This is a genomic window from Pseudomonas sp. H1_F01, from assembly GCF_054681425.1.
In genome coordinates this window covers 3422143-3434252 of record NZ_CP162823.1, presented here as the reverse complement: position 1 = coordinate 3434252, position 12110 = coordinate 3422143, and the positions used below count along the sequence as shown (strand labels likewise).

11 protein-coding genes are annotated in these 12110 nt (G+C 57.7%); all 11 read right to left on the bottom strand.

What is annotated here, in order from left to right:
- Positions 1 to 79 precede the first annotated feature (79 nt).
- Positions 80 to 1048, bottom strand: a complete 969-nt coding sequence (locus tag AB4O09_RS15700) for an ABC transporter ATP-binding protein (RefSeq protein ID WP_460107182.1) — start codon at positions 1046 to 1048, stop codon at positions 80 to 82.
- On the bottom strand, positions 1048 to 2037 hold the full coding sequence (locus AB4O09_RS15695; RefSeq protein WP_027913085.1) for an ABC transporter ATP-binding protein: 990 nt from the start codon (positions 2035 to 2037) through the stop codon (positions 1048 to 1050). The genes AB4O09_RS15700 and AB4O09_RS15695 overlap by 1 nt, the downstream gene beginning before the upstream one ends.
- A gap of 2 nt (positions 2038 to 2039) precedes the next feature.
- Positions 2040 to 2921 carry a D,D-dipeptide ABC transporter permease gene (ddpC, locus tag AB4O09_RS15690; RefSeq protein ID WP_033028114.1) on the bottom strand — a complete coding sequence of 294 codons (882 nt, stop codon included), beginning with the start codon at positions 2919 to 2921 and terminating at the stop codon, positions 2040 to 2042.
- Between the two features lies 1 nt (position 2922).
- Positions 2923 to 3939 (bottom strand): ABC transporter permease, encoded by a 1017-nt coding sequence (locus AB4O09_RS15685; protein ID WP_003201952.1) that lies wholly within the window; start codon positions 3937 to 3939, stop codon positions 2923 to 2925.
- 76 nt (positions 3940 to 4015) lie between these two features.
- On the bottom strand, positions 4016 to 5596 hold the full coding sequence (locus AB4O09_RS15680) for an ABC transporter substrate-binding protein (protein WP_027913087.1): 1581 nt from the start codon (positions 5594 to 5596) through the stop codon (positions 4016 to 4018).
- Positions 5597 to 5757: 161 nt separating this feature from the next.
- Complete coding sequence (gene ddpX / locus AB4O09_RS15675) at positions 5758 to 6297, bottom strand: D-alanyl-D-alanine dipeptidase (RefSeq protein WP_013693389.1); 540 nt, start codon at positions 6295 to 6297, stop codon at positions 5758 to 5760.
- 38 nt (positions 6298 to 6335) lie between these two features.
- Positions 6336 to 7190, bottom strand: coding sequence for a MurR/RpiR family transcriptional regulator (locus tag AB4O09_RS15670; RefSeq protein WP_003201957.1), 855 nt, complete (start codon positions 7188 to 7190; stop codon positions 6336 to 6338).
- 182 nt (positions 7191 to 7372) lie between these two features.
- Positions 7373 to 8698, bottom strand: coding sequence for an MFS transporter (locus tag AB4O09_RS15665; protein ID WP_235038314.1), 1326 nt, complete (start codon positions 8696 to 8698; stop codon positions 7373 to 7375).
- Between the two features lie 9 nt (positions 8699 to 8707).
- A complete protein-coding gene (locus AB4O09_RS15660; RefSeq protein ID WP_003201963.1) occupies positions 8708 to 9619 on the bottom strand; it encodes a helix-turn-helix domain-containing protein in 912 nt (303 codons plus the stop codon).
- A 92-nt stretch (positions 9620 to 9711) separates the two neighbouring features.
- On the bottom strand, positions 9712 to 10503 hold the full coding sequence (locus tag AB4O09_RS15655) for an SDR family NAD(P)-dependent oxidoreductase (RefSeq protein ID WP_013693392.1): 792 nt from the start codon (positions 10501 to 10503) through the stop codon (positions 9712 to 9714).
- Positions 10496 to 12019 (bottom strand): amino acid permease, encoded by a 1524-nt coding sequence (locus AB4O09_RS15650; RefSeq protein WP_003201968.1) that lies wholly within the window; start codon positions 12017 to 12019, stop codon positions 10496 to 10498. The genes AB4O09_RS15655 and AB4O09_RS15650 overlap by 8 nt, the downstream gene beginning before the upstream one ends.
- Positions 12020 to 12110: the final 91 nt, after the last annotated feature.

Sequence of the window (12110 nt, the reverse complement as noted above, 5' to 3'; positions counted from 1 at the left end):
GACTGCCACGATGCCTAGCTTCTTCAGGCGCGACGCCAGCGTTGTGGGCTTGGTTGTGAGGATTGGCGAAGTCAGTGACTCAATCCTGTAAATGACATCGCACACACTGCTGCTCATCCCCCAGCAATACCTGAGGCTTCTCGCAGCCAACGGTGCATAGATTGCACCGTTCGCGGAAGAAGCAGCCGCTCGGTAGTCGGCGGTTCCCTGGTAATTCGGTAGGCGCCGCGACTTGCTCGTCGTGCAGTGGCACGCCCAGTCGTGGTACCGCCTCGAGCAACAAACGGGTATAGGGGTGACGTGGCTGATCGAGTACTTGAGCCGCGCTGCCCAGTTCAACGATTTGCCCCAAGTACATCACCGCTACCCGGTTAGCCATATGACGCACCACTGATACGTTGTGGGAAATCAGGATGTAAGTCAGATTGCGGGCACTTTGCAGCTCGGCCAGCAGGTTGAGAATCTGCGCCTGAACCGAGATGTCCAGTGCCGACGTGGGCTCGTCTAGGACAATGATATCCGGGTCTGACGAAAGGGCTCGGGCGATGGCAATGCGCTGACGCTGCCCCCCGGAAAACTGGTGCGCGAAGCGGTCCAGGTACTCCGGACGGATGCCGATTTGGGCCGCGACCCTGGCGGCCACATCGCGCATCTGCGCGTGGCTGACATGGCCTCGGGCGTATAACGGCTCGGTGATGATTTTCCAGATAGGCAGGCGCGGATCAAGGGACGACTGTGGATCCTGGAAAACAATCTGAACGTTGCTGCGGCCTTCACCGCTGCGATTGGCCCAGTTCATCTCCCCGCTGCTGGGCGGCACCAGGCCCATCAACAGTTGGGCCAAGGTGCTCTTGCCGCAACCTGACTCGCCGACAATACCCAGGGTCTCGCCTGCCCGCACCTGAAGATCAATACCGTTCAAGGCGTGGGCATATCCGCGCGGTCGCCCCAACCAGTCATTGCTCACAGGGAAACGAACGTGAACATCGTCAAGTTGAAGAATCGTGGGAGCCATTTGGGTGATGGGTTGAAGGACGGCACTGTTCATCACGAAAGCTCCTTGACCGGTAACCAGCACGCGCTTTTACGTTGGTCATTACCGTTGATGGTGTTGAGATTCGGGCGCTTGCTACACACCGGCATGGCGTACGTACACCGCTCCTGAAAAGTACAGCCCACGGGCAAAGAGGCCAGGTTCGGCACTTGACCGGGAATGGTCAGCAGCGGCTGGCCCGGCTCGACCATTTCCGGCAGACCACTGAGCAGACCTTGCGTATAGGGATGTTGCGGATTGCCCATGACATCCGCCGTGCGGCCCTCCTCGACCACTGCCCCTGTGTACATGACGTAGACCCGGTCGCAGAACTGCGAAACCAACGCCATGTCATGGGTGATGAGCAAGATGGCCGTGCCCCGCTGCCTGGCTTTTTCTCGCAACAGCAACAACACCTGGCGTTGCACGGTCACGTCGAGGGCCGTTGTCGGCTCGTCGGCGATCAGCAATTGGGGCTCGCAGGAGAACGCCAGCGCGATCATCACCCGCTGGCGCATGCCGCCAGACAGTTCGAAAGGATAGCTCTCCAATACCTGTTCCGGACTGGCTATGTGCATGTCGCGCAATAGTGCGATCGCCTTGAGACGGGCTTGGGCGGCGCTGATTTTCTGGTGATGAATGATCACATCAAGCATTTGCCTGCCGATGCGCCGGGTCGGGTTCAAGGCGGTCATCGGTTCCTGGAAAATCATCGCGGCATCGCGCCCGCGAATCGTCAGTAACTCTTTTTCAGGCGCTGCCAGCATGTCGCGACCGAGCATGCTCAGGCTGCCGGCGGTGATGCGATAGCTGCGCTCGGGCAACAATCGCATGCTGAGCATGGCCGTGACCGACTTGCCCGATCCGGACTCGCCGACGACGCCGACGATTTCCCCGGGATTGACGTGCAGCGACACGCCGTTCAGGGCTTTGACGTTGTTTTTGTAAGCCGGGAATTCCAGGCTCAGGTTGTCGATGGACAATACTGGACTCGACGTCTGCATGGTCACTTCCCCTGTTGCCGTGGATCGAGCAGATCGCGTACGCCATCGCCCAGCAAGTTGAACCCGGTGGCCGTGATCAGAATCGCCAGGCCGGGAAAGGTCGAGTACCACCAGTTATCGAGGATGTAGTTGCGCCCGGTGGCGACCATCGCGCCCCACTCGGCCGTAGGCTGCTGCGCTCCCAGGCCGATAAAGCCCAAGGCCGAGGCCATGAGGATCGCGCTGCCGATATCCAGGCTCAACTGCACCAGCAATGGCGGCATTGCGTTGCGCGCCACGTGCCAGTGCACCAGGTGCCAGCGCCCTGCCCCGAAGGTTTGGGCGGCCTTGACATAACCCATCTCGCGGATGCTCAAGGCTTGGCCGCGGGCTAGCCGGACATAGGAAGGAATTCGTACCAGCGTAATCGCCAACATCGCGTTGAACAGGCTCGCGCCCAACGCAGCCGCCAAGGCCATGATCAGCACCAGCGATGGCACCGACAGCATGATGTCCATCAGGCGCATGATCAATGCGTCGAAACGACCACCGATGACCCCGGAAAAGCACCCCAGCAACCCGCCGATAAAACAGGATGCAAAAGCCACGAACAGACCGACACCCACCGACTGCTGACTACCGAACAGCACGCGGCTGAACAGGTCGCGACCGACTTCGTCGGTGCCGAACCAATGGCTGCTGGATGGCGGCGCCAGGCGTTCGGCCAAGTTCAGCGCGTTGGGATCGTGACTGGCCAGCCAAGGGGCGAAGATCATGCACAGCAAGACGATACAGGTGATCGCCAGGCCCGCCATGGTCAGCGGACTGCGGCGGATGCGGTAGGTCAGATAGGCGAGTTTTTCGTTCCAGCGCGGGCGGCGCGTAGCCATCAGGGTAGCGGACATTTCAACTTACCTCGCCGATGCGTGGGTCGATCACGCGGTACACAATATCGATGGCCATGTTCAGGAGCACATAGATGAACGAAACCAGAATGGCGAAGCCCATCACCGCCGGGAAGTCCAGCGACTGGATCGACTTGACCACATAGGCGCCCATGCCGGGCCAGGCGAAGACCGTTTCGGTCAGCACCGCGCCATACAGCAAATCTCCGAGGGTCAATCCCAAGACTGTCACCGAAGGGATGAGCGCGTTAGGCAGTGCATGGCGCAGGATCACAGTCCAACGGGACAGGCCGTAGGCGCGGGCGGTGCGGATATAGTCTTCGCCGAGTTGATCAAGCATGGCTGAACGAATCTGCCGTGCGACGACACCCAGGGTCACGAACCCCAGGGTCGCCGCCGGCAGAATCAGATGCTCGACGGCATCGAGAAACAGCGCGCCCTCACCGGCGAGCAGCGAGTCGAGCAGATAAAAACCGCTGATTGTCGGCGGCGGAGCAAGCCCTTCGGACAGCCGCCCTCCTCCCGGCAACCAACCCAGATGACCGTAGAACAGAACGATTGCGCCCAGGCCGAGCCAAAAGGCCGGTGTTGAAATCCCGGTGACTGCAAGCGTGCGGGCGATCTGGTCAATCGCCCGATTGTGGTAAACCGCTGATAGCACGCCAAGCGGCACGCCGGCCAGGATCGCAAGCACCAGCGCTACCAGCGCCAACTCCAGTGTTGCCGGGAAGAACGTCTGCAAGTCTTCCAGCACAGGACGGCTGGTGCGTATCGAGGTTCCCAGGTCTCCCTGCACCAGGTCCATCAGGTAACGACCGTATTGTTGATACAGCGGCAGATCCAATCCCAGTTGATGACGTATGCCTGCCACCAACGCATCACTGGCACGGTCGCCAGCGATCAATCGGGCAGGATCCCCGGGGATCAGGTGCGAAATTGCAAAGGTAATCAGCGAAACGCCGAACACGACCAGCAACAGGCCGAGCAGGCGCTTGCGCAACAAAGTCAGGAAGGCCATTTTGGCACCTCAGTAGCACCCACGACGAAAATCAGAAACCGCGCCAGCCACGAATGGCCAGCGCGAGGGAGCCGGTTTACTTGCTCATACTGCCCAAGTTGAACACCTGTTCGAGCATGGGGTTGAACACGTAACCCTTGACCGAATCACGCATCGGCAAGGTGTAGCTCTTCTGGTAGAGGTAGGCGTAGACGCTGTCCTTGAGCACCATTTTTTGCGCGGTCTGGTACAGCTCGACGCGCTTCGCGGTGTCGCTATTAGCGGCCGCCTCTCGAATCAACTTGTCGACTTGCGGGTTGCTATAGAACGAGCGGTTGCCCTGCAGGCCCTGCATCTTGGAGTCGAACCAGAAGTTCATGAACATGTACGGGTCGGCAAAGTCCGGGCTCCAGGCACCAACGGCGATGTCGTAGTCGGCCTGGCCGACGCGCTCACGCAGCGTGGCGTTGGCGAGCTTTTCCAGCTTGAGGTTGATGCCCAGTGGCGCCAATGCCGCTTGCAGGGTCAGACCGATCGGTTCCCAGTTAGGATCCTTGTCCGAGTACATGTAGCTGAGGTTGGTGATTTTCTGCGACGTTTTGGCCAGGCTCTCCTTGGCGGCGGCCATGTCCTGCTTCATCGGCGGCAGCGAGCTGTCATACGCCCACATGCCGTCCGGGATTGGCCCGTTCAGGAGCTTGGCCTTGTCCCTGAGAATGCCTTTGACGATGCCGTTGTAGTCCACCGCTTCGGTGATCGCACGACGAGCATCGACGCTGGTCAGTGGGCCCTTTTTGTTGTTCAGGTAGAGATAGGTGACCCGTAGCGACGGGAACTCCTTCACCACCACGCCGGGCTTGCTGGCAAGAACGCCGAGCTGGTCTTCGGGCATGTCTTCGATGATGTCCAGGTCACCCCGCTCCAATTGCAGGCGACGCACGGAGGGCTCACCGATGATCTTGATGACCACGGTTTTCAGCGCAGGCTTGGGGCCGGCGAAGTAGGTGTTCGGCTCCATGGTCAACGACTGGCCTTTTTGCCAGTTGCTCAAGCGGAAGGGACCGGAGCCTGCGGTGTGGCTCGACAGCCAGGCATTGACGTCCGCGCTTTTATTGACCACAGCGGGGTTGATGATCGATGCACCGTTGTGGGCCAGGGTAAACAGGAACGGCGAGAAAGGCGTCTTCAGGGTGAACCGGATGGTCTGCGGGTCGACAACCGTGACCACCATGTCCTCCGGGAATGCACCGGAAGGTCCCTGCTTGAGAGTCATCAAGCGATCAAAGGAGAACTTCACCGCGGCGGCATCTACAGGGGCACCGTCGTCAAATTTGTTGCCAGGTTTGATTTTGAATTCCCAGACCAGATTGTCCGGAGAAACAGTCCAACTCTCGGCCAGGTCACCCTGAACTTCGGTGCTGCTTTTGTCGCCTTCGACCTTGTAGCCGACCAGGCGCTGGTACGACGGATAGGTAATGGTCCAGTCGTTGTTATCGAAGGTCACGGCCGGGTCGAGGGTCTGGGGATCAGCGGGTTTGCCGATGACCAGGGTGTCTTGTGGTACAGCCGCTGTCGCAGCCTGCCAGGCACCGAGGCTCAATGCACTGCACAAAATGCTCAGCAATAGCTTGCCGGCGCCGGGAAAGGGTTTGCTGGTCACGGTGTTCATTGGGTTCATGCCGGTTTCCTTGATCATTCGATAGAGGGAAGTACGTCAGGTTTTTTATAAAAGCTATAACCGGGCAGTTGCAGGTGAAACGTAAGTAACGCTGTCTTGTTATTGTTATCAGCCGCACTGAGCGTGGGCTGCGCGGTGCTATCTGTTGGTAGATCCGTGGTTTAAACGTCTTCCAGCAAGGGGTAATCATCGGCATCCGGAAGTTCGTAATGCCACCACTCGGTGGCAATCGCCTGGAAGCCGGCGGCGAGCATGATTCCCACCAGCAGCAGTCGATTGCGCTGCACGTCTACTGGCAAGTCGGGATAGAACTGGTGGGATTTCTCTTCCATTGCGTCGAATTCAGTCCCCATATTCAGCGGCTCGCCATCAGTACCGACCAGCGTCAGGTCCACCGCCACGCCACGGCTGTGATGGGAGCCCAAATGTGGGTCACGCACGTAGTCGTTGTTTGGCAGCGCGTCCCACAACAGGTACTGGGCATAAGGCGGCCGATAGGCGTCATAGATGCGAAGGGTAAACCCGGCCTGACGCGCGAGCTGACTGGCTTTGTACAGACAGTCGGCAGCCTGGCGATGTAACAGGCAGCGCGCATTTGGATAAATCACTCTTCCTGCCAGGTTATCTGCACCGGCGTAGATCAAATCGATTTGCACCTGGTAGCGCTGGGCATCGATCTCTACAAGGGGGCTGTTGTTCACGCCAATACTCCAGTTGGGATTCAGTGGGACGATGAAGATCAGCCTTCGAACTGACCGAAAGCTTTTTGCAATTGACGGTTCTTGGCCAAGCGCTCATCGAGTCGATCCCCGTATTTCTCAGCGACGGCCGACACGATGAGATTCAACAGGCAGGCCAATGGCGCAGGTGAATCCCAGAACTGCCCGACATCGGTTTTCAGTTGCAAGAGGTCAAGTGGGTAGTCTCTGGCCCAGGGGCATTGCAGGTCGGTGATCAGGGCCAATGGGAGGTTGTTGTCTATGGCCGCGTCGCAGAAAGTCTGAGTCACGCTGGAATAAGCACGGAAATCCGCAATGATTGCGTAGGGATTGGCAAAGCCGGAATTCAGGGTTTCAGCGTAAATGCCGGACAGACCATCGACGTAGTAGACCTTGGGCCGGATGTACTCAAGGTGGCTATGGAACGCTGTGAGAATCCCTCGAGTGGACTGAATGCCGAGAATGAACACTGCATCGGCTTCGTAGATGCGTTGCACGATATCGGCGAAGGCGTCGCTGCGCGCCAGACCGTAGACATACCGAATGGCCTCGATCTCGCGACTCAGGGAACGATCAAGAGCATCTTGCTGATTGCTTTCGGCACGAAAGGCGCCGATGCGATCGGTGATAAGCCACGACGCCGGCGTTTCAACGCGCAGGCTCTGTTTGACTTCATCGATGTTCTGGTAGCCAAGGGATCGAAAAAAGCGCCCTACGGAAATCCCCGTGGTGGAGGTCTGCTGCGCGATGCTATCGGCCGACTCGAATGGAAGCTGTTCTGGGTTACCCAACAGATAACTGGCGATCCGCTTGCCCGTCGGGGTCAGGTTGGAGAACTCTCGCTCCAGCAACTGCAGGAAGCTGTTCTTTTCCATGGATTTTCAGAGCTCCCGAACGCGAAATGTTATTTCACTGTCATTAATTTTTACCGTGTTACAACAATAACATTCGATTTCGAAGCAATACAATGACTATTTTCAGCAGACGTCCTGCAGTGATTGGGCGGGAGCACAACGCGCTTGAGTTTGAAGGGAAACGAATCCCTACTCCCCTCTTTTCATGAAAAAACGGGTTCTTTTCGAGCGCGTGCTCCTGCGGCAATCATCAGGACAATAGCCGGGACAATCACCACGCTGGCCGATAGCATCGCCCCCTTGAAGCCAGCCACATTCAGCGTTTCTCCACCGATAATCACACCCAGCCCGATCGCGCTATTCAGCACGGCTGTATGGACCGCAGTGGCCGGTACCGTGTGATCGCCGGCAATTCGCAAGACCCAGGTCTGCAGGCCGGTAAACAAGGCGGAAATCGCGACGCCCCAGACCACCAACAACATAACCACCGGCGCAATGCCCAATAATGGGCCGTAGACACCCAAGGTCACCAGGGCCAATGCCATCGCGACCAACGCCACCAGAATGAAGACCATCAAGTAGCGATCGATAAAGAAAGCGCTGAGCAAGTTGCCCAGAAAACCTGCGGCTCCGAAAGCAAACAGCAAGGTGGCAATCAAGTACGGCGTGATACCAGGTACCTGGCCAATAAACGGCTCGACGAAGGTATAGGCGCCAAAATGCGCAGCCGCTGTCAATCCGGTGATGACGTACGTGATCAACAGATCCTTGCGCCGCAGCACCGCCGCAAACCCGCCCCCCTTGGCCAGGGAATGAATCTGCATGGAAGGAAGCACCAGTGCTATCGCACCGGCGCTGACGACACACATCAAGGCCAGGCATACGAACGCCGTACGCCAACCATCGTATTGCCCCACCAGATTGATCAGCGGAACGCCCATGACAGTGGCGATCGTGATACCGCCCAAGACAATCGAGGTGGCCAACCCCATGCGTTGCGACGGCACGATATGCGCGGCAGTGGCTGCCGCGATTGCCCAGAACACACCATGGGCCAATGCGCCGACGGCGCGCGCACCGAGCAGCGTCGAAAATTCAGGGGATAACGCCGCCAGCCCGTTTGATACGGCCAGTATTAACATCAATGCGATCAGCAATGTCCTGCGGGGGATCCAGCGGTTCAACCCGTTGGATAACAAGCCGCTGGCAGCCCCGATCCAGGCATATAACGTTACCGTTAGCCCGACGGTAGACGGGGTTTGATTCAGGTCTGTCGATATCTGCGATAACAAACCAATGGGCGCGAACTCGGAAGTGACCATCGTGAATGAGGCCATGCACAGCACACTGACTGCACACCATATCCGCAAGACTGAGTTACCCATCGATAATGTCCATCCCTGTTCATCTGCCGAGTCATCGTAAACCCGCCCACCGCCCTGCCCTGCGCGTTCTTGACTCGCTTCAGGTCCAGTAGATGGTGCATCGAATACTCGACGAAACATCGGCACAGCATCGGGTAATGACACTGAACTTCGTTAATTGGCAAAAGCTTCCTGAAACACTAGCGCGTTAACAGCACTGGCAAACGGGACATTTGAGGTATGACTAAGGACAAAATTCACGAACAGATGAAACAGCTCGGATTGGCTGGAAATGCCGAGCTTGAAATACAGGTGCTTGCGGTGATTTTTTACCGTGCCCTCCGCGATACCAAGGTGCAGTGAAATCGAAAGGCTGGAGTGTCCACGCAGGATCATGCTGACGATCAATTGTTCACGGGGGGTTAGCTGATCAGCGGCGAATCGCGAAAAAGCGTTGTTCAAATGCTCTTTCAAGGCTGATGCACTGTCGTCGTGATGAGCGCAAACGCCTTGATAGTGGCGTTGCAACAATACATCAACCATCGCACCGCAACCCTGTAAACCTTCGAACTGCAAGGCGGAAAACGTCGGAGAAGCGTTCTGTCGCATCAGTGAATAAGCAAGGTGACCAATGCCCGGCAATGCAGAGATGAAGACAATTTCTTCGGCCAATGTGCCCGACTGCATGGAAATACAGGGATGCACATCGGGGGAATTGAAGTAATCACCCTCGAAGAAAGCATCAGGGGCCAATTCGCTCATGCGATAGAGTCCGGTCGCCTTGCCGTGAGCGCAGGCGGTATAAACCGGGTCCAGCAAATACGTACCGTTAAGATAGCTATGCATCGCCCCCGGTTCGCAGATACCTTGCAGGTTGTTGTGCAGTAACACCGGTGAGCCGTCCGTTGGGTAAAACAGCACGCAGCTTTGGTCGAAACTCGCAACGGCCCATAAAGCCTCATCCAACTGTCGGGCAAAGCCATCACACTGCAGCAATGCGACCAGGCCGGGCGTCGCGCAGTGCCATGCATCAAGGGCGGGCGCGGCATCCATGCCACGTCTGCCATTCGGAACTGAAATTGCCATGCCATCCCCTTGTCTTTATCCAGTGCGCCCTACTAGTGAGCGCACCCTTAACCCAGCGATAAAGAGCAAGCATATTTCTTGCCACGATTGATTTAGACCGCTGAAAAACCGTTGTCCACAAACAGCTGCGTGCCACTGACAAATGAAGCATCGTCGCTGGCTAAAAACAACGCGGCCCGTGCGACCTCCTCCGGCTCGCAAAGCCGCCCCTGCTGCGACTTGATTGCCGCTTCACTGGCATCCACCCCCATCAGTTGCAAGTCGCGCATTTCCCGCTCGCCGTGCGGGGTACGGATAAAACCCGGGGCGACTGCGTTGCAGCGGATACCACGATCACGAAACTCGACGGCAATGGCCCGCGCAAACATTTGGCATGCGCCCTTGCTGGCGTTGTATACGACCTCGCCTGGGGTCGCATACTGCGCGGAGATCGACGAAGTGCACACGATACTGCCCGAGCCCTTGGCAAGCATTTGTGGAAGCACCGCCTGAGTGACCAGGTACATGCTCTTGACGTTCACGGCCATAAGCCAGTCCCACTCATGCTCCTGCACGTCCAGAAAAGGCTTCACGATCAAGGTGCCGGCGTGGTTGAAAAGCACGTCCGCCGGGCCAAATTCTGCCAGCCCTCGGGCGATAGCCTCACGAACCTGAACGGCTTGCGAGACATCGGCGCCCAATCCCAGTGCTTGGCCGCCGTCGGCAATGATCTGCGACGCCAGGTTGACGGCGGCATCGCCATTCAAATCGATAATGATCACCTTGGCCCCTTCAGCGGCGAACAACCGACTTGCGGCAGCGCCGCAACCGCCGGCGCCACCGGTGATAATGGCCACTTTTCCGGCCAGACGGCCCTTGCCTTTGGATCGTTCAACATTAGTCATTTTGCGGATTTCCTTCACGACCGCCACTCACGGCGAATGCTTCTTCAGGTGACAACACCAGGCGATGACGACGATAGAAAGCAAAGTAAGCAATCCCGATCAGGTACCAGCAGGCAGCAGCGAGGGCCGCCCATTTATAGAGAGGATCGAGGAACTGATAAATCAGTGTCGCGGTTGCAATGATGATCACCGCGACAGCTCCGAATATTCCGTAAGGGCTGCGATAAGGCCGATGCAAATCAGCGAAGGAGCGCTTCAAGCGAATATAAGCGACGCTTTGCAAGATGTAGGAAATCATCCCGGCGAACACAATCATGCTCACCAGGATTCCGCCCATCAATGCGTTGTTATCCTTGCCGAAAGTAAACCAGCAGAGCATCAGGATCCCCAGTGCAGCCAGCGCCCCGGTGGCCAGTGCAATATTCGGCGTATTGCGGGTCGGGTGTGTAACCGATAGCCCGGTTGGCAAGTAACCGGCACGCGACAGCGAATAGATATTGCGTCCTGCGGCAAAGCTACCCGCCAGGAACGACGCCGCCAGCCCCAGCACGGCCACTGCTGACAACAGCTTGCTTGCGGTGTGCCCGAAAATCTCCCGGAAGCCATCGAGTAGCGGTTCCGACGACGTGCTCATGAAGAAGCTGCCGCCGCCGATCGAGGCACTGAAAAACAACACACCCAACGCCAATACCGCAAGAATCACGGTGCCCCAGACCAATGCCAGCGGCAAATGCCGGGTCGGGTTATGCGATTCCTCGGCAGTCAGCGGCAATTGCTCGATGGCCAGAAACATGTAGACGGCAAACGGCAATGCAAGCATGACGCCGGTCAGTCCGAACGGCAGCCACGGTCCGTTACCGCCCTGCACTTCGACCGGCTTGCCTGCGGCGTCAGCTGCAAGGTTCAGGGCATTACCGGTGAAATCCATATGCGGGTAAGCCGCAATGAAGAACACAACCAACACTGACACCGCCGCGATGGTAATGAGCACGACCGCGCGCATCGACACACCCAAGCCCCGGTTCGAAAGCAGCAGCATGCAGGCATAACCAACCACCCACCAGACAGGTTGCCATTCGGGGCCAGTACCGAAAATTGCAGTCAGGTAGGCCCCCATGAAAAACATGTTCCCCGCAGGGGCCAGGATGAATTCGATGTTCTCCGCAAGGCCTGTACTGAATCCCCCCCACGGGCCCATTGTCGTACGCGCAAAAGAATAGGCGCCGCCGGTATGTGGTAGCGCAGCCGCCATTTCGCCGATTGAGGAGCAAAGAAACAGGTACATGACGGCAATGATCAGCAAGGCCAAAAACATGCCGCCAAAGCCTTGAGCCAAGCCAAGGTTCCAACCGGAATACTGACCCGCCACCACCGCACCGACACCGAGAATCAGCAGAGTGAAGAATCCTGCGTGACGCTGCAGGCGACGTTGTTCAAAGTAACCGCTTTCTACACTTTGGTAGCTGATCCCTGACGGGTTAACGGCCGCCGTCGGCGCTTTTGTTGTTCTGTCCACGCGGTGATCCTCCAAATCTTGTTCAGGGCAAACTCCCCGACCGTCATCTTCGAATGCACCGCGCAAGCTGCCTATGTCTCCAAGGGGACAT

What these genes read in the sequence shown, in the direction of transcription:
- AB4O09_RS15700 (WP_460107182.1), bottom strand. Translation starts at nt 1,048, where the DNA reads ATGAACAGTGCCGTCCTTCAACCCATCACCCAAATGGCTCCCACGATT.
- AB4O09_RS15695 (WP_027913085.1), bottom strand. Translation starts at nt 2,037, where the DNA reads ATGCAGACGTCGAGTCCAGTATTGTCCATCGACAACCTGAGCCTGGAA.
- ddpC (WP_033028114.1), bottom strand. Translation starts at nt 2,921, where the DNA reads ATGTCCGCTACCCTGATGGCTACGCGCCGCCCGCGCTGGAACGAAAAA.
- AB4O09_RS15685 (WP_003201952.1), bottom strand. Translation starts at nt 3,939, where the DNA reads ATGGCCTTCCTGACTTTGTTGCGCAAGCGCCTGCTCGGCCTGTTGCTG.
- AB4O09_RS15680 (WP_027913087.1), bottom strand. Translation starts at nt 5,596, where the DNA reads ATGAACCCAATGAACACCGTGACCAGCAAACCCTTTCCCGGCGCCGGC.
- AB4O09_RS15670 (WP_003201957.1), bottom strand. Translation starts at nt 7,190, where the DNA reads ATGGAAAAGAACAGCTTCCTGCAGTTGCTGGAGCGAGAGTTCTCCAAC.
- AB4O09_RS15660 (WP_003201963.1), bottom strand. Translation starts at nt 9,619, where the DNA reads ATGGCAATTTCAGTTCCGAATGGCAGACGTGGCATGGATGCCGCGCCC.
- AB4O09_RS15655 (WP_013693392.1), bottom strand. Translation starts at nt 10,503, where the DNA reads ATGACTAATGTTGAACGATCCAAAGGCAAGGGCCGTCTGGCCGGAAAA.